Annotated in this window: 21 protein-coding genes and 2 tRNA genes; 6 read left to right on the forward strand and 17 right to left on the reverse strand. The window is 60.7% G+C overall.

The window, feature by feature from the left end; genetic code table 11:
* Window positions 1-167: 167 nt before the first annotated feature.
* Both ACMGF8_RS11635 and ACMGF8_RS11640 read right to left on the reverse strand, forming a co-directional pair.
* Window positions 168-244, reverse strand: a tRNA-Met gene (locus tag ACMGF8_RS11635).
* Window positions 245-446: 202 nt separating this feature from the next.
* Window positions 447-523: transfer RNA gene (locus ACMGF8_RS11640), tRNA-Met, on the reverse strand.
* A 294-nt stretch (window positions 524-817) separates the two neighbouring features.
* On the opposite strand from ACMGF8_RS11640, the gene dinB reads away from it, so the two are divergent.
* Entirely contained in the window at window positions 818-1,885 is a 1,068-nt protein-coding gene (gene dinB, locus ACMGF8_RS11645; protein ID WP_207167161.1) for a DNA polymerase IV, read from the forward strand.
* A gap of 78 nt (window positions 1,886-1,963) precedes the next feature.
* Here the strand turns inward: dinB and ACMGF8_RS11650 are convergent, their stop codons facing one another.
* The 4 genes from ACMGF8_RS11650 to ACMGF8_RS11665 form a co-directional block, all read right to left on the reverse strand.
* Window positions 1,964-2,914: a hypothetical protein gene (locus ACMGF8_RS11650; protein WP_115581731.1), complete on the reverse strand. Its 951-nt coding sequence runs from the start codon at window positions 2,912-2,914 to the stop codon at window positions 1,964-1,966.
* A gap of 17 nt (window positions 2,915-2,931) precedes the next feature.
* Entirely contained in the window at window positions 2,932-4,647 is a 1,716-nt protein-coding gene (locus ACMGF8_RS11655) for a proline--tRNA ligase (protein WP_102861442.1), read from the reverse strand.
* Between the two features lie 127 nt (window positions 4,648-4,774).
* Window positions 4,775-6,340, reverse strand: a complete 1,566-nt coding sequence (locus tag ACMGF8_RS11660; protein ID WP_102878606.1) for an AmpG family muropeptide MFS transporter — start codon at window positions 6,338-6,340, stop codon at window positions 4,775-4,777.
* A 42-nt stretch (window positions 6,341-6,382) separates the two neighbouring features.
* A complete protein-coding gene (locus ACMGF8_RS11665) occupies window positions 6,383-6,736 on the reverse strand; it encodes an MGMT family protein (protein WP_102861444.1) in 354 nt (117 codons plus the stop codon).
* Window positions 6,737-6,895: 159 nt separating this feature from the next.
* On the opposite strand from ACMGF8_RS11665, the gene ACMGF8_RS11670 reads away from it, so the two are divergent.
* Window positions 6,896-7,903 (forward strand): DUF481 domain-containing protein, encoded by a 1,008-nt coding sequence (locus ACMGF8_RS11670; RefSeq protein WP_250329220.1) that lies wholly within the window; start codon window positions 6,896-6,898, stop codon window positions 7,901-7,903.
* Window positions 7,904-8,019: 116 nt separating this feature from the next.
* Here the strand turns inward: ACMGF8_RS11670 and ACMGF8_RS11675 are convergent, their stop codons facing one another.
* Window positions 8,020-8,229: a cold-shock protein gene (locus ACMGF8_RS11675; protein WP_002554837.1), complete on the reverse strand. Its 210-nt coding sequence runs from the start codon at window positions 8,227-8,229 to the stop codon at window positions 8,020-8,022.
* A gap of 352 nt (window positions 8,230-8,581) precedes the next feature.
* On the opposite strand from ACMGF8_RS11675, the gene dcd reads away from it, so the two are divergent.
* Both dcd and ACMGF8_RS11685 read left to right on the forward strand, forming a co-directional pair.
* On the forward strand, window positions 8,582-9,148 hold the full coding sequence (gene dcd, locus ACMGF8_RS11680; protein WP_016965530.1) for a dCTP deaminase: 567 nt from the start codon (window positions 8,582-8,584) through the stop codon (window positions 9,146-9,148).
* Between the two features lie 105 nt (window positions 9,149-9,253).
* The gene (locus ACMGF8_RS11685) at window positions 9,254-9,466 is read left to right on the forward strand and encodes a hypothetical protein (RefSeq protein WP_102861446.1); all 213 of its coding nucleotides are present in this window, start codon (window positions 9,254-9,256) and stop codon (window positions 9,464-9,466) included.
* Between the two features lie 69 nt (window positions 9,467-9,535).
* On the opposite strand, the gene ACMGF8_RS11690 is transcribed toward ACMGF8_RS11685, so the two are convergent.
* The 6 genes from ACMGF8_RS11690 to ACMGF8_RS11715 all read right to left on the reverse strand — a co-directional run bounded on the left by ACMGF8_RS11690 (window position 9,536) and on the right by ACMGF8_RS11715 (window position 16,505).
* On the reverse strand, window positions 9,536-10,300 hold the full coding sequence (locus ACMGF8_RS11690; RefSeq protein WP_102861447.1) for an ABC transporter ATP-binding protein: 765 nt from the start codon (window positions 10,298-10,300) through the stop codon (window positions 9,536-9,538).
* A 13-nt stretch (window positions 10,301-10,313) separates the two neighbouring features.
* Window positions 10,314-11,432, reverse strand: coding sequence for a succinylglutamate desuccinylase/aspartoacylase family protein (locus ACMGF8_RS11695; protein ID WP_416759705.1), 1,119 nt, complete (start codon window positions 11,430-11,432; stop codon window positions 10,314-10,316).
* Window positions 11,433-11,455: 23 nt separating this feature from the next.
* A complete protein-coding gene (locus tag ACMGF8_RS11700) occupies window positions 11,456-12,166 on the reverse strand; it encodes an ABC transporter permease (protein WP_102861449.1) in 711 nt (236 codons plus the stop codon).
* Complete coding sequence (locus ACMGF8_RS11705; RefSeq protein ID WP_102861450.1) at window positions 12,163-12,891, reverse strand: ABC transporter permease; 729 nt, start codon at window positions 12,889-12,891, stop codon at window positions 12,163-12,165. Before ACMGF8_RS11705 ends, ACMGF8_RS11700 begins: the two co-directional genes overlap by 4 nt.
* Before the next feature lie 56 nt (window positions 12,892-12,947).
* Complete coding sequence (locus tag ACMGF8_RS11710; protein WP_102861451.1) at window positions 12,948-13,730, reverse strand: transporter substrate-binding domain-containing protein; 783 nt, start codon at window positions 13,728-13,730, stop codon at window positions 12,948-12,950.
* Between the two features lie 333 nt (window positions 13,731-14,063).
* Entirely contained in the window at window positions 14,064-16,505 is a 2,442-nt protein-coding gene (locus ACMGF8_RS11715) for a penicillin acylase family protein (protein ID WP_416759709.1), read from the reverse strand.
* Between the two features lie 265 nt (window positions 16,506-16,770).
* On the opposite strand from ACMGF8_RS11715, the gene ACMGF8_RS11720 reads away from it, so the two are divergent.
* Window positions 16,771-17,319 (forward strand): cysteine hydrolase family protein, encoded by a 549-nt coding sequence (locus ACMGF8_RS11720; protein WP_416759711.1) that lies wholly within the window; start codon window positions 16,771-16,773, stop codon window positions 17,317-17,319.
* 48 nt (window positions 17,320-17,367) lie between these two features.
* Here the strand turns inward: ACMGF8_RS11720 and ACMGF8_RS11725 are convergent, their stop codons facing one another.
* The 4 genes from ACMGF8_RS11725 to ACMGF8_RS11740 form a co-directional block, all read right to left on the reverse strand.
* On the reverse strand, window positions 17,368-17,568 hold the full coding sequence (locus ACMGF8_RS11725) for an SEC-C metal-binding domain-containing protein (RefSeq protein WP_007923047.1): 201 nt from the start codon (window positions 17,566-17,568) through the stop codon (window positions 17,368-17,370).
* Window positions 17,569-17,574: 6 nt separating this feature from the next.
* Complete coding sequence (locus ACMGF8_RS11730; RefSeq protein ID WP_102861454.1) at window positions 17,575-18,060, reverse strand: LEA type 2 family protein; 486 nt, start codon at window positions 18,058-18,060, stop codon at window positions 17,575-17,577.
* Between the two features lie 63 nt (window positions 18,061-18,123).
* Window positions 18,124-18,600, reverse strand: coding sequence for a YchJ family protein (locus ACMGF8_RS11735; RefSeq protein ID WP_416759714.1), 477 nt, complete (start codon window positions 18,598-18,600; stop codon window positions 18,124-18,126).
* Window positions 18,601-18,604: 4 nt separating this feature from the next.
* Window positions 18,605-19,102: a DUF6231 family protein gene (locus ACMGF8_RS11740; protein WP_102861456.1), complete on the reverse strand. Its 498-nt coding sequence runs from the start codon at window positions 19,100-19,102 to the stop codon at window positions 18,605-18,607.
* Between the two features lie 190 nt (window positions 19,103-19,292).
* On the opposite strand from ACMGF8_RS11740, the gene ACMGF8_RS11745 reads away from it, so the two are divergent.
* Window positions 19,293-19,982 carry an OmpA family protein gene (locus ACMGF8_RS11745; protein WP_102861457.1) on the forward strand — a complete coding sequence of 230 codons (690 nt, stop codon included), beginning with the start codon at window positions 19,293-19,295 and terminating at the stop codon, window positions 19,980-19,982.
* Window positions 19,983-20,061: the final 79 nt, after the last annotated feature.

The raw sequence follows: 20,061 nt of genomic DNA on the forward strand, positions 1-20,061 counted from the left end.
CTGGGCGATGGCCGCCGGGTGGTTGCTCGAGACAGAGCATAGCTCGCATCTTGAAGGGTCGAAGCATCGCTAAAAGGCTCGCAACACTTTGCCAGGTCATTGTTGCGAAAGGACTTTTTCAACAGATACAAAAAAGGCCACTCTTTCGAGCAGCCTTTTTTGATGTTTGGTTGCGGGAGCCGGATTTGAACCGACGACCTTCGGGTTATGAGCCCGACGAGCTACCAGACTGCTCCATCCCGCGTCTGTGTGGCGGCATTCTACAGGCGAACGACTGAGTGTCAACCATTAATGGTTCGACAGGTCAAATAAACGTCGAATGGCCGGTTCTGTCTTTTAAGTCATCGACAGCTAAAGAGTTTTGCCGCTCTGGTGGTGAGTGCGTGAAGGGCAAAAACAGGCGCGCACAAAAAAGGCCACTCTTTCGAGTAGCCTTTTTTGATGTTTGGTTGCGGGAGCCGGATTTGAACCGACGACCTTCGGGTTATGAGCCCGACGAGCTACCAGACTGCTCCATCCCGCGTCTGTGTGGGCGGATTCTACAGCGTCGCTGGCGTCTGTCAATCACTAATTTTAAAAAAAGGCTTCCTGTTCAATCGCTTAGCGTGCTTCCAGGAGCGTTTTTCGAGGCTTGGGCCCAGGTAGACCGTGGCTTTCAGCTCTATGGAACGCTTGGTGCTCATTAAGAGAATAAATGTCTCATGGCGCTTTGCCGATTGATCCGAGATGCAAGGTACTGGTGCTATATACAGGTGCCGGTAGATACTGATCGTCCGCTTTGATTCCGACTTCAGCTTTTAATGATCTCTGCCTTTATATGATGCAGCGCAAAATCATCCACATTGACTGTGATTGCTTCTACGCCGCCATCGAAATGCGCGACGACCCGCAGCTGGCCGGCAAGCCATTGGCAGTGGGCGGCTCCGCGGATCGACGGGGGGTGATTGCGACCTGCAACTATGAGGCGCGGGCCTATGGCGTGCGCTCGGCCATGTCGTCGCGGCACGCGTTGACCTTGTGCCCGGACCTGGTGATCGTCAAGCCGCGCATGGATGCCTATCGCGAGGCGTCGAAAGAGATTCATACGATCTTTCGTGATTACACCGAGCTGATCGAGCCCTTGTCCCTGGACGAGGCCTACCTGGATGTTTCCGACAGTCCGAACTTCGCCGGCAGCGCCACGCGCATTGCCCAGGACATTCGTCGGCGGGTTTCCAATCAGTTGCATATCACGGTGTCGGCCGGGGTCGCGCCCAACAAGTTTCTGGCCAAGATTGCCAGCGACTGGAAAAAGCCCAACGGCCTGTTCGTGATCACTCCGGATCAGGTGGAGGATTTTGTCTCCGAATTGCCGGTGAGCAAGTTGCATGGGGTGGGCAAGGTCACGGCGGACAAGCTGGGTCGCCTGGGGATTGTCGACTGCCTGCAGTTGCGCGACTGGAACAAGCTGGCTCTGGTGCGCGAGTTCGGCAGTTTCGGCGAGCGCCTGTGGAGCCTGGCCCGGGGGATCGATGATCGGCCGGTGCAGAATGACAGCCGGCGGCAGTCCATCAGCGTGGAAAACACTTACGACGTGGACCTTCCCGATCTGGATAGCTGCCTGCAGAAGTTACCGGAGCTGATGGAGACTCTGGCAGGGCGCATTGCGCGTATCGACAGCAGTTATCGGCCGGGCAAACCCTTCGTCAAAGTGAAGTTCCACGACTTTACCCAGACCACTCTTGAGCAGGCGGGGGCCGGACGGGATCTGGAGAGTTATCGGCAACTGCTGACTCAGGCCTTCAAGCGTGGCGGCAAGCCAGTGCGGCTCTTGGGAATTGGCGTGCGATTGCAGGATCTACGCGGTGGTTACGAACAGCTGGAGCTGTTTCGGGGCGTGTTGTAGGCGCTGGCTGGCTGGCGAAGGGAGCACCGCGATTGATCCGCGGCGTGACATTCGCCGGCAAGCCGGCTCCTGAGGCAATCAGTGACCGGGATCGGCGACCAGGCGGCCGGCGTTCTTGGTCAGGGACTTGAGAAACTCGCTCTGCAATTCCGGATCGTTGCGTGTCAGCTCGATCAGGCTCTGCTCCAGCTCGCTGGCCTCTTCTTCCAGACCCAACTCCGACAGGCGCTTGACCCGGTGTACCCACTGGCTTACTTCGTCATCTTCCAGATCGTCGTAAATCAGTGCATGGGCTTCCAGTAGCTTGCCGCGCAGGCTGCTGCTCAGGCTCAGGGACGAGTCGGAATGCACTTCGTCCTGAGCATCCTCGACACTGATCTGTAACTTGCCGATGTGGTTCAGGTCCTGTTCGGAGAATGGCGCGTCCAGCAGGTTCAAGCGCAGCACGCCATTACGATCGGTGCTCATGTCGTAGGTTTGCCTGCCGGCCTTGACCTGCACCGGGCGCTCGCTCCAGGGCAGGCTCGAATACTCCAGGCGCTTGTCACGCTGGACTTCATCGATGGCTGCCAGGTTCTGCTGAGCCCGACCGTGGGACGGCATGTTCATGAACGGGTTGAGCCCGGACACGCCATAGCTGACCCAGTCCTTGGTGACGCTGTCCGGCAGGTTGCCCAGGGCAAACACGTTGACCACATTGGCGCCGACGCCGGCCACCAGGGCTACCGCGCCCAGCGGGATCTCGTAGATTTCCCGCCAGGGTTGATAAGGCGTATAGCGATCGTAGCGGCGAGTGACCTCGAACTCGGTCACTTCGAAGGTCTTCTGCTCGTGGATGCGTACCCGGCGTTGCGGCAGCTCAAGCACCTTAGGCTCACCGACATCGATCTGCAGGCTGTGGTCGAGCAGTTTGCGCTCGACGCGTTCCTCGTGTTCGCTGCGTTGCGACATCTGGTTGGCGCAGCCGCTGACCAGCAGGGCGCCGCATAGAGCGGCGCCCCCGAGGCTTAAGGTGTTTCGCTTGAACATGACTTCTCTATCTGGTTTCAGCGACGGATACGGGCTTGGAGGAAGGACAGGACGTCGGCCACGGGCAGCGCTTGTGCCTGGGCTTCGGTACGGCTCTTGTATTCCAGGTTGCCTTCGGCGAGGCCGCGGTCACTGACCACGATCCGGTGAGGAATGCCGATCAGCTCCATGTCCGCGAACTTGATGCCCGGGCTGGTTTTCTTGTCGCGGTCGTCCAGCAGCACTTCGAAACCGGCGGCAGTCAGTTCTGCGTAGAGTTTGTCGGTGGCTTCGCGAACCTGCTCGGTTTCGTAGCGCAGCGGTACCAGGGCGATCTGGAACGGCGCCAGGGTATCGCTCCAGATGATGCCGTTTTCATCGTTGTTCTGCTCGATGGCGGCCGCCACCACGCGGGACACGCCAATGCCGTAGCAGCCCATTTCCAGGGTCACTGGCTTGCCGTTCTCGCCCAGCACTTCGCACTTCATCGCCTTGCTGTACTTGTTGCCCAGCTGGAAGATGTGCCCGACCTCGATGCCGCGCTTGATTTCCAGGGTGCCCTTGCCGTCCGGGCTCGGGTCGCCGGCCACCACGTTGCGCAGGTCGGCAACAGTCGGAACCGGCAGGTCGCGTTCCCAGTTGACGCCGAAGTAGTGCTTGTCGTCGATGTTGGCACCGACGCCGAAGTCGCTCATCAGCGCCACCGAGCGGTCGATGATGATCGGCAGTGGCAGGTTCACCGGGCCCAGGGAGCCGGCGCCGGCGCCGATGGCGTCACGCAGTTCAGCTTCGGAGGCCATGACCAGCGGGCTGGCAACACCAGGCTGGTTGGCGGCCTTGATTTCGTTCAGTTCGTGGTCACCACGGATGATCAGGGCGATCAGCTTGCCGGCTTCTTCGGCATGCACCACCAGGGTCTTGACGGTCTTCTCGATCGGCAGGTTGTAGCCTTCCACCAGCTGGGCGATGGTTTTCGCGTCAGGGGTGTCAACCAGGCGCATCTCTTCGGTCGGAGCCGGGCGCGAGGTTTCGCGCGGCACGGCTTCAGCCTTCTCGATGTTCGCTGCGTAGTCGGAACCGTTGCTGAAGACGATATCGTCTTCGCCGGACTCGGCCAGTACGTGGAATTCGTGGGAACCGGCGCCGCCGATGGAACCGTTGTCTGCTTCAACCGGGCGGAACTTCAGGCCCAGGCGGGTGAAGACGTTGCAATAAGCCTGGTGCATGCGGTCGTAGGTGACCTGCAAGGACGCCTGGTCGGCGTGGAAGGAGTAGGCGTCCTTCATGATGAACTCGCGGCCGCGCATCAGACCGAAGCGTGGGCGGATTTCATCGCGGAATTTGGTCTGGATCTGGTACAGGTTCAGCGGCAGCTGCTTGTAGCTGCTCAGCTCGTTGCGGGCCAGATCGGTGATCACTTCTTCGTGGGTCGGGCCGGCGCAGAAATCGCGACCGTGACGGTCTTTGAAGCGCAGCAGCTCAGGGCCGTACTCTTCCCAGCGACCGGATTCCTGCCACAGCTCAGCCGGTTGAGTGCTCGGCATCAACACTTCAAGCGCGCCCGCGGCGTTCATTTCTTCGCGAACGATGGCTTCAACCTTGCGCATCACTCGCAAGCCCATCGGCAGCCAGGTGTACAGGCCGGAAGCCAGTTTACGGATCATACCGGCGCGCAGCATCAGCTGGTGGCTGATCACGACCGCGTCGGAAGGCGTTTCTTTCTGTGTGGCGAGCAAATATTGACTGGTACGCATGGTAGGCCGTTGTCGGTTGCTTAGACTGGAAGTGACGGAGCATTGTACGGGCGAGTTCCGCTGGCGTACAGGATTGCGCTTTGAGGGGACGGGAGCCGCGGAGAAAAGCCGCAACTCCCGGGATTTTCTAGGATTCCTCGCCCACGACAGCGCCCTTGGCGGGCTGCTCCGACGGGTCTTTCGGTCCGGCGCGGCGGCTCTCCTGGAACCAGTGAATGGCGATCAGAATCAGGGTCGGCACCCCGAGTATTGCGGTGATGAGGAAGAAGTCGTGATAGCCGTATTTTTCCACCATGACTCCGGAATAGCCGCCGATCAGGCGTGGAAGCAGGAGCATGATGGAGCTGAGCAGGGCGTACTGAGTGGCCGAGAACTTGAGGTTGGTCAGGCTCGACAGGTAGGCGACGAAGGCGGAAGTGGCCATTCCCGAACTGAAATTGTCCAGGGAAATGGTGGCAATCAGCATTTTCAGGTTCGGGCCCATGTCGGCGAGCATGAGGAACAGCAGGTTGGTGCCGGCGGACGCGGCACCGCCGATGAACAGGATCGGCAGGATGCCGAAGCGCACGATCAGCAGGCCGCCCATGCCGGCCCCAAGCAGGGTCATGATCAGGCCGAAGATCTTGCTGACCCCGGCAATCTGGTCCTTGGTGAAACCCTGGTCGATATAGAAAACATTGGCCATCACGCCCATGACCGTGTCCGACATGCGATAGGTGGCGATCAGACCCAGTAGCAGGAAGGCTTGCCAGCGGTAGCGCAGGATGAAGTCGTTCACCGGGGTCAGCACCGGCGCCAGGCCTCGACGGCCCATCGCCGACAGGCACAGGGTGCTGAGGGTGATGTAGAGGATCGCCCGCAGGAAGGCCCGGTCTTCCAGCAGCAGGTCCAGCAGGCTGACGCCGTCGAAGATCACGCTGGCGAAGTCAGTGTTGTACAGCTGGGTAAAGGTGGCAGGCACTGAAACCAGAAGCACGATCAGGACGAACACCGAGATCAACTGGTGGGCGAAGCTGTAGCGCCCTGCCGACAGTTGAGTGCGCAATGGCACTGCTGGTTCACGCATCAGCAGGGTGGTGAGCAGTGCTGGAATCATCAGCACGCCGAACAGCACGTAGGTACCGGTCCAGGCCGAATGTTTGTAGCTGAAGCCGGTGGAGCCAAAGCCTTCGGCGAAGAACAGCGCGCCGGCGGTGGCCAGCAGTACCGCGACCCGGTAGCCGGACATGTAGCTGGCGGCCAGCGCGGCTTGTCGACTGTCGTCGGCGATTTCCAGGCGATAGGCGTCGATGGCGATGTCCTGGGTCGCCGAGGCAAAGGCCACGACCACCGCAATGGCGATCAACCAAGACAGGTGTTTTTGCGGGTCGCAGAAGCCCATGCCGATCAGGCCGAGAATCACCAGGACCTGGGCCAGTACCAGCCAGGAGCGGCGTCGGCCGAGCTTGCCTAATAGAGGCAGGCGCCATTGGTCGAGCAGTGGCGACCACACCCATTTAAAGGCATAGGCCAAACCGATCAGGCTGGCGTAGCCGATGGTTTCGCGGGCCACACCGGCCTCGCGCAACCACACCGAAAGAGTCGAGAACACCAGCATGTAAGGCATGCCGGCAGCGAAACCAAGCAGCAACAGCACGAGCGTCGAGGGGCTGGCATAGGCGGCAAGTGCGGCGCGCCAGGTTTTACGGGGCATGGGCTGAAGTCTGCCTCAGATTACGGAAACAAAGCGCGCACTCTAACCGCTGTGCTCTACCGGGCGCCAGCCATGGCGCTGAATATCCACGCGATTGTTCAGGATAGACACGCCTTCGCCGCGCAGTCTGGCGCGCTGCTCGTCGCCTGATGGGCTACCGACGGGCAGGCTGATGCGGCCGCCGGCACCGAGTACCCGGTGCCAGGGCAGGCTGGTATCGGCGGGTAGCTGACTGAGGGTGCGTCCAACCCAGCGCGCGGCCCGGCCCAGGCCGGCCATTTCTGCCAGTTGGCCATAGCTGACGACCTTGCCTTCGGGGACTTGGGCCAGGGTCAGGTACAGCGCCGTGCGTCGGATTTGCGCGGGGTTTTGCGAGTCTTCGCCGTGTTCGGTCACATTCGCGGTTCCAGATCAATGAAGAGGCGTTGGTCGGTTCAGGGGATGAGGGGGGGATGCATATTGAACTCACTCTCAATACCCGGGTCAGTCCTGACTAAGGCGTGTTCAGCAGGAATAATGCCGTTTTTTTTCGCAAGATCGAGCCCTGTATTACCTATGTTGCCTAGAACGTTGTTGTGTTTCGCGGTGCTCAGCGCCTCCATGCCTGCTCTGGCCGATACCGTCTGGTTGAAGAACGGTGACCGGTTGAGCGGCAAGATCAAGGTTTTCGACGGCGGTAAGCTGTTGATCCAGACCGATTACGGTGGCGCCATTTCCATTGATTGGAAGCAGGTCAAGACCCTGGAAAGCGATCAGGAGTTGCTGGTCAAACAGGATGCCTACACCGGGGAAAAGGCCAAGTCGCTGCAGGCGGCGGAGGAGGGCAAGGTTGTCCTGGTCAACGGTGAGGCGCCCAAGACTGTGGAGTTGGCCAGTATCCAGCAGATCATGAAACCCAAGCCGCTGGTGGAGGATGTGGTCTGGAAGGGCAATGTCGACGTGGCCATGGATTACAAGCGTGCTGAAAAGGACACCGATGACTATGACATCGACTTCAAGACTTCGGCGCGCCATGGTGCCTGGCGTCACAACGCCCAGGGTGAGTACAACCGTGAGTTCCAGAATCAGGTGGTGACTACCGACAACTGGAATGCCGAGTACGCTCTGGACCGCTTCATTACCGAGAAGTGGTTCTGGGAAGGACGCCTGACCTACAAGCGCGACAAAGTAGAAGATCTTGCGCGGCAACGGGTGGTGGGTACGGGTCCCGGCTACCAGTTCTGGGACGATGAGCTGGGGGCGTTCTCCTTGGGCTCGCTGCTCAACCGCACGGATTACGAGTACGCCGATGGCGGTAAGGACAGCTTCTACTCACTGGCGATGAAGTGGGATTACAACCGTTACCTGATCGGCAAGCGGGTGGAGTTCTTCACTAATGGCGAAGTGGGCAGGCCGTTTTCCGGCGTCGCCGATTACGCGCTGGATGCGGAGATGGGGTTGCGCTACAAGGTCACGGACTGGGCGTCGCTCAACCTCAAGGCGGAAAAGGATCTGATCCGCGGTACCGAGGACAGCGACTTGGATAAGACCCGCTATACCGTGGGCTTTGGCGTGACTTGGTAGCTGGGTACCAGCCAGGTGCATTCGCGAGGATGCGCCTTGGCTGCACGCCGCAAAAACCTGCGGGCACAAAAAAGCCCCGCTGTTGAGGGCGGGGCTTTTTACTGGATCAGTACAAGTTAGATAACTTGAACTTCTTCAGCTTGCATGCCTTTCTGACCGCGGGTAGCGATGAAAGAAACCTGTTGGCCTTCTTTCAGGCTTTTGAAGCCGTCGGATTGGATAGCTTTGAAGTGTACGAACAGGTCGTCACCGGATTGTGGAGTGATGAAGCCGAAGCCTTTTTCATCGTTGAACCACTTAACGGTACCGGTTTGGCGATTAGACATGGTGTATCTCCTTGGACAAAGTTAACTGCGACTCAGGAAAAGCCCTGGCCGAGACTGAGTGCAAAGAGCAGGAAAAATTCTTGGAGATGGTTGGATCGAAATTCAACATCGTGTAGAGATTCTCAGTGACACAAGCAGCACAGTGGCGCCACCTTAACCCTTTTTCCTGAACGTGCCAATGGCTAGGGCCAAGGTTTCTCGGTTTTCGTGACTGACGGCCCGTCGTTCGTCGCCGAACCCTTGAAAATCCTGGTGTCAGGCGAGAAAAACGTCCCGGACTTTGAACCCGACCCCGCGCCCCGGTAAGATGCCGGACAGAATTTTTTCACCTCGTTATTTCAGGACACCCGCCATGAGCATCAAATCGGACAAGTGGATTCGCCGCATGGCGCAAGAGCACGGCATGATCGAGCCCTTCGTAGAGCGCCAGATGCGTGGCGAAGGCCCGGATCGGCTGATCTCTTTCGGGGTGTCGAGCTACGGCTACGATGTGCGTTGCGCCGATGAATTCAAGGTGTTCACCAACATCAATTCGGCCACCGTCGACCCGAAAAACTTCGATGAAAAGAGCTTCGTCGACATCAAGAGCGACGTCTGCATCATCCCGCCAAACTCCTTCGCCCTGGCCCGTACCGTCGAGTATTTCCGCATTCCGCGCAACGTGCTGACCATCTGCCTGGGCAAGAGCACCTATGCCCGTTGCGGCATCATCGTCAACGTGACTCCGCTGGAACCCGAGTGGGAAGGCCACGTGACCCTGGAGTTCTCCAACACCACCACCTTGCCGGCCAAGATCTACGCCAATGAAGGCGTGGCGCAGATGCTGTTCCTGGAGTCGGACGAAGAGTGCGAAGTTTCCTACAAGGACCGTGGGGGCAAATACCAGGGCCAGCGTGGCGTGACCCTACCGCGTACCTGATTGCGTCCGTCTGACAAATAGCGGGAATTCCTGAGCACACCCACACTCTATTGGGTGTATTTCCGGTATGCGCAAGGCGTACCGGGCACAGCTCAGGAGTGCCCCATGAAGATAGATCCGCGAATCAGCGCCACCTTGGCCAGGCTGGAACCCAATCAGGTTGGGGTATTGGCCTGGACCCTGCTGGCACATCCGCCTGTCAACATGGCAGGCGGCATTCCCGGTCAGCCCGACCCTGACTCTCCGCAACCCCCAGAACCTACCGAACCTGGTGAGCCCACTTTGCCGGACGAGCCGCCGCCCGCGCCTGTGGCTTGAACTCACTGGATACCGTCAGTCGCCCCGTCCGCGACAATCTTGCGCGGACGGTGGCGTTCTACGCGGCCGCTACTTCAGATTGCCACTGAGAAACTGCTGCAGGCGCTCGCTTTTCGGGTTGCCCAGCACCTCCTCAGGAGCACCTTCCTCCTCCACCAGACCCTTGTGCAGAAACAGCACCTGGCTCGACACCTTGCGGGCGAAGCTCATCTCGTGGGTGACCATGATCATGGTCCGGCCTTCCTCGGCCAGGCCCTGGATCACCTTGAGTACCTCGCCCACCAGCTCCGGGTCCAGGGCTGAAGTGGGTTCGTCGAACAACATGACTTCCGGCTCCATGGCCAGTGCCCGGGCGATGGCCACTCGCTGCTGCTGGCCGCCGGAGAGGAAGGCCGGGTACTGGCCAGCGACGCGGGCCGGCAGGCCGACCTTGTCCAGATAGCGCCGGGCCCGTTCTTCGGCGTCCTTGGTACTGACTCCCAGCACCCGACGCGGGGCCATGGTGATGTTTTCCAGCACCGTCATGTGGCTCCACAGGTTGAAATGCTGGAACACCATCGCCAGGCGTGTACGAATCCGCTGCAGCTCGGCAGGATCGGCCACGTGCATGCCGTGGCGATCGCTGACCATGCGGATCGGCTGGCCATCCAGGCTCATGGCGCCGTCGTCCGGGGTTTCGAGAAAGTTGATGCAACGCAGAAAGGTGCTTTTGCCCGAACCACTGGCGCCGATCAGGCTGATCACGTCACCGGTCTTGGCCTTCAGAGACACTCCTTTGAGCACTTCATTGTCGCCATAGCATTTATGCAGGCCTTCAACGGTCAGTTTGTACATGGGGCTTGCATCCTCAAGGCGAAAGTAGATAGCCGCTGCGATAGGCCTCGCGGCCGGCGACATGGGCGATCACCATGCCGGCGGTGGCCATGCGCCGCAGCGAGCGGGCATACAGGAGCCCGGCATTGTTGCAATGGATAGGGGTAACCCGGTCATGAATCGGGTCGATGATTTCAGCCACCAACTGCCCGGCTTCCAGGTATTCCCCCGGTAGCGCAGCGAACACCAGCAGTCCGCCCACCGGCGTCGCCACCGGTTCGACCGCCGCCAGCGGCGTGGCCGGAAAGGGCAGCTCAGGCAGCGGCGGAACCTCGCCTGCGATGGCGCCGAAGCGGGTCAGGTAGTCCAGCATGGCCTGGCAGTCGAGGCTGGCCAGGCCGTGGTTGACGTCGCCCTGGCCACGCAGCTCGACCGTGACCGCAAAGCTGCCCGAGGGAATGGCGAAGTGTTCGCCGAAGCGCTGTTGCAGTTGCCACCACAGCAGGCTGAAGCACTCGTCGAACGACCAGGCCGCGGAGTCGGTGGCCAGCAGGCAGGCTTCGGCGCCGAGGTAACGGGCCAATGGCTCTACCTGGGGCCAGGCCTCGGGGGTGGTGTACAGGTGCGCCACGGCTTCGAAGTCGCAGTGCAAGTCCAGCACCATGTCGGCGTCGCAGGCCAGCCGTTGCAGGGCCAGTTGCAGGGACTGCAATTGCGTCTGTGGTCGTTGACGGCTCAGGGCATCGATCAGGTGTCGGCGGATCAGGTCGAGGTTGTGCTGCGGATCGTGAGTGAGCAGCCCTTCGATGGCGTTGCCGACCTCTTCACTGAGGTCGACGAAGCCGCGATTGAAGTTCTGCCCGCTTTCCAGCTGGTAGCGCCCCAGTGGAACGTCCATCAACACTTGTTCCAGGCCGACCGGATTGGCCACCGGCACCAGGACTATTTCATGCAACAGACGACCGGCGGCTTCCAGCTCCGTCAGGCGCTGCTTGAGGTGCCAGGCCACCAGCATGCCGGGCATTTCATCGGCATGCAGGGAGGACTGGATGTAGACCTTGCCTTGGGCCTGGGCGGGGCCGAAATGAAAACTGTGGACCTGGCGCGCGGTGCCCGGCAGCGGAGCGAGCAGGTCGTGGATCTCGTGGCGCATTGATGATTTCCCGGCAGCAAGTCCTAGTGGGTCGGCCCGAGGAAGGCCAGCCAGCGGCGTTCAGCGAGACGGAACAGGCCCACCAGGGTGAAGGTCACGCACAGGTAGATGATGGCGGCGATACCGAACGACTGAAACGTCAGGAAGGTCGCCGAGTTGGCGTCCCGGGCGATTTTCAGGATGTCGGGAATGGTCGCGGTAAAGGCCACCGTGGTGGAGTGCAACATCAGGATCACTTCGTTGCTGTAGTAGGGCAGCGAGCGGCGCAGGGCCGAAGGCATGATCACGTACGCATACAGCTTCCAGCCGCTCAAACCATAGGCCTTGGCTGCCTCCACTTCGCCGTGGGCCATGCTGCGGATCGCCCCGGCGAAAATTTCCGTGGTGTAGGCGCAGGTATTCAGGGCAAACGCGAGGATGGTGCAGTTCATCGCATCACGGAAAAACGCATCCAGCAGCGGTTGCGCGCGGATCGCGGCGATGCTGTAGATCCCGGTGTAGCAGATCAGCAGCTGAATATAGAGCGGTGTGCCGCGAAACAGGTAGGTGTAGAACTGCACCGGCCAGCGGATGTAGCGCTTGGGCGAGACCCGGGCGATGGACAGCGGGATCGACACCAAAAAGCCAATGCAGATCGAGGCCGTGAGCAGCCACATGGTCATGGCCAGCCCGGTCATGTGGTAACCGTCGCTGTAAAGGAAGGGACGCCAGTATTCCTGCAGGAGTTCGATCATCGCACGGCCTCCCGGGCGCCGGCGGCATAGCGCCGTTCAAGCTTGCGCAGGACGAAGTTGGAGGCGCTGGTGATCAACAGGTAGATCAGTGCCGCCAGGACCAGGAAGTAGAACAGCTGATAGGTGCTCTTGCCGGCATCCTGAGCGGCCTTGACCAGATCGGCCAGGCCGATGATCGACACCAGGGCCGTGGCCTTGAGCATCACCATCCAGTTGTTGCTGATGCCCGGCAGGGCAAAGCGCATCATCTGCGGGAAGACCACGAAGCGAAAGCGCTGGCCGCGCTTGAGGCCATAGGCGGTGGCCGCTTCGACCTGGCCCCGGGGCACGGCGAGGATCGCCCCGCGAAAGGTTTCGGTGAAATAGGCGCCATAGATGAAGCCCAGGGTGATCACCCCGGCGCTGAAAGGGTTGATCTCGATGTATTCCCACTCCATGAAGTCGGTGAAGGAGGTCAGCCAGGTCTGCAGGCTGTAGAAAATCAGCAGCATCAGCACCAAGTCCGGCACCCCGCGGATCAGGGTGGTGTAGAGCTGGGCGGGGACCCGCAGCAAGGCGACGCTGGAGAGTTTGGCGCTGGCGCCGAGCAGGCCGAGCAAGACGCTGACCAGCAGCGACAACACCGACAACTTGATGGTCATCCAGGTGCCTTCCAGCAGCAGAGGGCCGAAACCCTTCAGACTGAAGGCGGAAAGCCCCAGGTTTTTTAGAAGTTCTTCGAGCATTGATCAGTGACCCGTGGCGATAAAAAAGGCGCCCATCGAGGATGGGCGCCGGCAGGTTATTTACCGCTGTAGAGGTTCAGGTCACCGAAGTGCTTTTTCTGGATGGTGGCGTAGGTGCCATCATCGTGTAACGCTTTGATACCTTTATCCAGGAGCGCTTTCAGCTCTTTGTTACCTTTTGAGATACCGATGGCGGTCTTGGACGGCAGCAGTGGGTCATCCACCGGCTTGCTGACTTCGTAGTCCGCGCCCTGCGGCGATTTGAGGAAGCCCAGTTCGGCTTGCAGCATGTCCTGGATCGAGGCATCCAAGCGCCCTGAGGTCAGGTCGGCATAGACCTGATCTTGGTTCTGATAGGCCTGGGTCTTGACTCCGGCCTTGTCCAGCACGGCCTTGGCATAGGCTTCCTGAATGGTGCCCTGCTCATAGCCCACGGTCTTGCCCTTGAGCGAGGCGGTGTCTGCGCTCAAGCCCGAGCCTTTCTTGAACACGAACGAGGTGGGACCGGAGAACAGCTCGTTGGAGAAGTCGATGACTTTTTCCCGGGCTGCAGTGACGGTCATGGACGAGATCACACCGTCGAATTTATTGGCTTTCAGCCCGGGAATCATGCCGTCGAAGTCACTTTCGACCCATTTGCACTTGACCTTCAGCTCGGCACAGATGGCGTTGCCCAGGTCGATGTCGAAGCCCACCAGGCTACCGTCGGCGGCCTTGGACTCGAAGGGGGCATAGGACGGATCGACGCCAAAGCGCAGTTCCTTGTATTCCTTGGCCAGCGCGGAGCCGGCAGCCATGCACAGAGCCAGTGCGGAAAGGGTCAGCAATGCTTTTTTCATTATTCAATCCCTAAGAACCAATATGAGCGCTTGTGGCGCATGAGTACTGTTACTGGAACGCATAAGACTTATTGAAAGTAGCAATTTCCGAACCAGAGCCCCGAACAAGTGTTTTAAAAGCAGTTGGCAACACTTGGGCAAGGCCTGTTGTGCACTGAAAGGAGGCGTGTGGGCGGCGCGGCGCCAAGAGGGGGCGGCGATGCTGAGGAGCGGATTACGAGGCGCTGCAGAGCGGATGTCCGCTGGTTTGGGCGCTGGCGTCTGCAGAGCGGAGTGATCGTTATGAGGCGACACCGCTGGCGCAGGATGCGCCAGCGGGTTCGGCCGGGGAGGTTACTTGCCCGGGACCAGGGTCAGGCGGGTCTTGCCGTAGCTGCGTTCGAAGTTCTGCGGTTGCATCGGGAAACTCAGGTACTGGGCCTTGAGCCAGCCGTCGATGCCATTGGCGTAGTTCGGGCTCACCGGGTTGCTGGATTGACCACTGCTGTTAAGGCCCATCAACGGCTCGCTCAGCGCGAAGTCGACGACGAAACGCAGGGCCGGGGTCGTGGTGATGGCAAAGTCCTGTCCCCAGCGATAGCCGGCGTTGTTGACGGTGTTCTGGTCGCCACCGGCCTGCAAGGGACCGCGTATCGCCTGGCCACTGTTGTTGGTCCAACGGTAGCTGTGCAACTTGCCCCACTGCCAGGCCTTGCGGTCCGTGCCCAGCAGTTGCTCGCCCGAACTGATGGCCGCCGCCAGGCTGCGGGCGATAACGGCCGGCTTGTCCTCTTTTTGCCCGTTACGCGAGTCGCCCCAGAACGGGCTGTCTTCTCGGCTCAGAAGATGGTCGGCCTGGGCCGAATAGGACAGGCCCGCATTGGCAACGAACGCCTGCCAGGCAATGCCGGGCTCCGGACCGAGCTGTTTGAGGAAGGTCTGCTTGGCGCTTTCCTGGAGGAACAGTTCGTAGAGCGCGGCGTCGGCAGAGCCTGCACTGAGCTTGCCGTCGAACGCCATCAGCCGGCTGTAGGCTTCACGGGCCTTGGCGCGGTCTGCATCGGGCAGGGCGTCGATGGCGTTTTTCAGCGGCTGGGCCATGCCCGGCGCCTCGAACATCATCTTCAACTTGGCGGCGAACAGGGTGGTCTGGTCGTACTGCAGGGCAATCAGGCTGCGGTTGTCCTGCTTGCCGCCCGACAGCCATTGGCCGATGCGCTCGGCCCGTTCCGGAGCGTCCCAGGAATTGGACAGCTGCATGCCGTAACCGCGGGGGATGACTCGCTGATTAGCGGTGGCGATCCAGCCTTGCGCCGGGTCCTGGTCATAAGGGTGGAGCATCGGGTCGGCGTAGCCATCCCAGTCATAGCGTCCGTCCCAGCCGGGAGAGGGCAGCAGGCCTTCGCCCTCGCGGCGGTTGGGGAGGCGCCCGGTGACCTGCCAGCCGATGTTGCTGGCATCGGCATAGACCATATTCAGGGCAATGGCGCGGATTTCGCGGCTGGCGTCGGAGGCCTTCTCCACATTCTGCGCCCGTGACAGATCGAAGAACGCATCCAGGCTCCGGTCGTCCTTGAGTTGCGGCATTTGCAGCGCCAGGCCGTAGCCACTGGCCAGGGCATTGTTGGCGTTGATCCCCAGGGTGCTGTTGAGCAGCGGACCGTGGCGGGTTTCGTACACTGCTTCGCGAATTGGCCGCTGTCCTTTGATGAAGTAGGTCTCGTTGCGAACGATGACCGGCTGCCATTTTCCGTTGTTCTGGTAGTACAGAGCGTTGCCCTGGCGTTTGAGTTTTTCCAGGAACAGGTCCTGGTTGTCGCCCATCGCCGAGCTCATGCTCCAGGCCAGCTTGCCGTTGAAGCCTTGCAGAATGGCCGGTAGACCAGCGATCGAGGCCCCGGCCGCCTGATATTTCGGCGCACGGATCTGTACGTAGTACCAGGCGCCGATCTGGCTGTCGCTGGCCAGCAGGCTGCGACCGCTGCGAGCGCGCTGCGGGGCGACGGCCAGGTTGCTGCCGGCCGTGACACCCAGAGAGTTGAGGGTCGACATCTGCTTGACGGCCAGGCTGAGTTCGCTCAAGCCCGGCACATACAAGGCCAGCCCCTTGAGCTTGTCGGCCTCGGCCGTGGGCAGCGGTTCATCGGGGTAGCTCGGGGTCAGCCAGGGCAGTTTGTCGCTGCCGACCTTTTGTGCCAGTACCAGGCTGTTGATCTCTTCCAACAGATTGGCGGACTGGCCGAAATTCAGCAGGCAGAAAATCAGTGCCGAATCCTCGGCCTTCCAGTATTCAGGCATGTAGCTGCGGGCGGCCAGGTCTGGCGGCAGCTTGTCGCGGTAGCGGAACAGGTAGGCGTTGACGCCTCGAGCGTAGACCTCGAAGAAACGCTTGATCCGTGGTGATGAGGCCTTGTACAGCTCGTCGGCGCTTTTCTTCAGATTCACCGCGCGCATCAGGCGGTCGACTTCCAGCACCTCGGCGCCGGACATCTCCGCCAGGCGGCCCTGGGCCAGCAGGCGCAGGGTGACCATCTGCTCGATACGATCGCTGGCGTGTACGTAGCCCAGGGTGAACAGCGCGTCGTGGAAACTGTTGCTTTCGATCAGCGGTACACCGACGACGCTACGCCTGACCGAAACATTCTGCGCCAGGCCCTTGAGGGGCTGTACGCCGGAGGTGGGTGGCAGGCTGTTTTGAGAGTTCCAGGACTGGCAACCGGCCAGGCTGAGAGCACCGGCCACTGCCGCGGCAACGCCGAACCGGGGAAGAAAATGTGAGAGGGCTGGCGAGGCCATGGCAAAGCTCCTGCGGGGGGTAGCGTCGATAAAGGCGCTACGTTAGTGAGCAGGCGAGTGCCGCGCAAGCGGGGGCTGGAGGTATTTCTTGACCGCGCCACAAATAGCCAGCGCCGGAGCGCCGTCATCTGTCGTTTCATGCTCGACGATGGCACGACAGCAAGCGTCTGCATTAGGTCGTCCGGTGTGTAATGAGTGGCTTGCCTGTCACAGCAGGTGATGTTGAAGTTGGAAAATTCAATGATGCTTCAACGGAGAATGCTTCATGCCCATTCCGGCCGACACGGCGCTGCTAATCATCGATCAACAACAAGGCATCCTGCATCCCCGGCTCGGTCCACGAAACAATCCCGAGGCAGAGGAGCGGATGCTCGAGTTGCTGGCCCACTGGCGCTCCCGGGGTTGGCCGGTGATCCATGTGCAGCATCTGTCGCGCTCGACGGATTCGGTGTTCTGGCCCGGGCAGTCCGGCGTGGAGTTTCAGCCGAGTTTTCGTCCGCAAACGGGGGAGGGACTGATTCAGAAACAGGTGCCGGATGCCTTTTGTGGCACCTCCCTGGAGGCGGATCTGCGCCAGCAGGGGATCGGGCAGTTGGTGATAGTCGGTGTGGCCACCAACAACTCGGTGGAGTCGACGGCGAGAACCGCCGGTAACCTGGGCTTTGCGGTATGGGTGGTGGCCGACGCCTGCTTCACCTTCGACAAGCGCGACTTTGCCGGTCGAGCCCGTTCTGCCGAGGAGGTGCATGACATGTCGCTGGCCAACCTGCACGGCGAGTACGCCACGGTGTTGAACCTGGCGCAGCTTTTTTAGGAGAGGCCGGACGGCGACGTGCGCGGACAGGCCTCTTGCGCGATCAGATCAAGCGCCGTGGCACTTCTTGAACTTCTTGCTGCTGCCGCATGGGCAAGGATCGTTGCGGCCAACGTCTTTCAGCGCGTTGCGCACGGGTTCCTGGTGGGCGTGGTTGCAGTGCGGACCGTGAACATGGCCATGGTCATGATCGTGGTGGTCATGATCGTGGTTGCAGTCCGGGCCATGGACATGAGGTTGCTGGGTCATTGCGGGTTACTCCGGGATAAAATCGCCGGGAATTATCACGCCATTGCGCTTCAGGTGCACGTCCTGGCCGATGAATAATCCGATTTCCAGCTCCCCTTCGAGGCGATAGGGGATCGGCCGTTCGGGCTTGCGCAACAGTTTCACCACATCCCGGATCTGCGGCCAGAGATTGGTGCGCACCGGCACTTTGAAATAGCGGCTGCTGTGGGGCGTGACGGTGAACCAGTGTTCATGCTCGCCCTCGCTGAGCAGAAAACGCTCCAGGTAGACCCGGTAGGTCAAGCGGCGCACGGTCAGGTCGCTGTCATTGGGATTGTCGACCCGCAGGTGCAGGGTGAAGCGCTGCTCCAGCAGGTTGGCCTTGACCACCTCGACCTTGACCAGGTGTACCGCAGGGGCCAGGTCCTCATCGGTGAACCAGGACGCGCATCCCGACAGGCTCAATAGTCCGAACAGGCAGACGGCCCGTAGTGCGCGCAGTTCACCGATCATTGCAAGACTCCCTTTGAACCCCCTGTACCCGTCCTGGGCATGGGGTGCCTGGCCTGCAAAGGCTCAGCGTGTGAAATAGCCAGCGCAGCACTTCTTGAATTTTTGCCCGCTACCACAGGGGCAGGCGTCGTTGCGTCCGGCACTCAAGGGCACGGTGGGGTCGATGAAATACCAGCGTCCATGATTCTGCACGAAGGACGAGCGTTCGCGATGGCTGTGTTCGCCCTGGTTGTCATGCCAGCGCGCAGTGAAGGTGACGAAGGCATGTTCGGGCTGACCGCCGAAGACCTCCGAGCTTTCTACCTCCAGCCCCAGCCAGGTGCTTTGTGCGCTCCAGTCACTGATGGATTGGCGATCCAGGCCTGCCTGTTGTACGGGCAGTGTGGTGGCCAGCAGGTAGTCCACTTGCCCCAGCACATAGGCGCTGTAGCGCGAACGCATCAGGGCTTCGGCGCAAGGAGCGGGATGACCGGCGTGGTAGTGGCCGCAGCAGGCGTCCAGCAGGTTGCCGCTGCCACAAGGACAAATCGAGGCGCTCATTGTGTTACCACCAATACTTTCCAAAGTTTTCCGGGTTCGCCCAGAAGCGAGCGTTGAGCCAGTCGGGCACTTGTTTGTATTCAAGCAGATCATAGGTAAACAGGGTCAGCACCTGTTCGTCCCGCTGGAAGCGTTCACTGGCCTGCAGCGCCAGTGAGAAAAAGTCGGTCTCCTGCCAGCCGCAGGCACTCAGGTCGGCCAGTACGGCGATTCGGCTGGCATTGAGGTTGCGAATACCCCCAAGCAGGTTCAGGCCATCGCGCTTGGGCAGATGCTCCAGGCAATCCACCGCCAGGGCCAGGTCGAAACGCCGTGCAGCCAGCTCCGCAGGCAAGGGGCCGGGGGCCGCCTGAGCCACCTCGGTAGCGGGATGAGCCTCCTTGAATGCGGCCAGGGCGGGGAAGTCGCTGGCGCCGATCAGCAGCAGCTGTTGGGGGGCGTAACGGTCCAGCAAGGCCGCCAGAGCCTGCTGGGGGGTACGGGTAGAAATGCCGGCGCTCATTGTCGCTCCTCGATCAGAACGCCCAAGACTAGCGTGCTGGCACCCTCGGGCCTAGAGCGGTTCGCCACTAAATCGGCGAACCTCCCGTATTTACGGGGCGAAATCACTGATAGCCCGGTGCTGGCGCAGATGAAATGCGCGGTCTTTACTCCGTGAATCGGCCTCGAGCCGATCCCTCAGGAGAAATCAGATGAGCATCATTCGGACGGCAGTACCCTTGGTTCTGTTAACCAGTGTGTTGACTGGTTGTGCAGGTTTGCAGAAAACCGACTGGCCAACCTGTGCCGCAGTCGGCGGCGTCACGGGCGCGGCGTTGGGCGCCACCGAAAGCGCCTCGTGGGCGGGTGGTGGCGCACTGGTGGTTGGTGGTCTGGCAGGTGCCTACTGCTGGGTAAAAGGCGATGGCGACGAAGACGGCGATGGCGTGCCGGACAGCCGCGACAAGTGCCCGCATACCCCCAAAGGTGTACAGGTCGATGCCAACGGTTGCCCACCGCCGCCACCGGTGGTGGAAGAAGTCGTGGTGGTCAAGGAGGAAACCATCGTCATCCGCGATGTCTACTTCCATTTCGACTCGGCCAAGTTGACCGACGCCGACAAGACCAAGCTCAACACCATCGTGAGCCGCCTGAAACAGGAAGCGCCGACTGCACAGCTGCGCGTGACCGGACACACCGACAGCGTCGGCAGCGATGCCTACAACCAGAAACTCTCGGACAAGCGTGCCCATTCGGTCGTGGACTATCTGATCAGCAACGGCATCCCCCGCAACAGTTTCGTGTCAGTGACCGGAGCCGGTGAAAGCAAGCCGGTGGCGGACAACAAGACGGCCGCGGGCCGGGCGATGAACCGTCGTACGGAGATCCAGATCAACCGCTGAAACCCTTTGCCTGCGCGGCTTGTGCAGCCGTCGATGGCAGTCTTTACTCCTGTGTGACCGGTCTTGCCGGTGACACAGG

Source organism: Pseudomonas sp. BNK-7 (assembly GCF_048072025.1).
In the GTDB taxonomy this organism is placed as follows: Bacteria; Pseudomonadota; Gammaproteobacteria; order Pseudomonadales; family Pseudomonadaceae; genus Aquipseudomonas; species Aquipseudomonas danubii.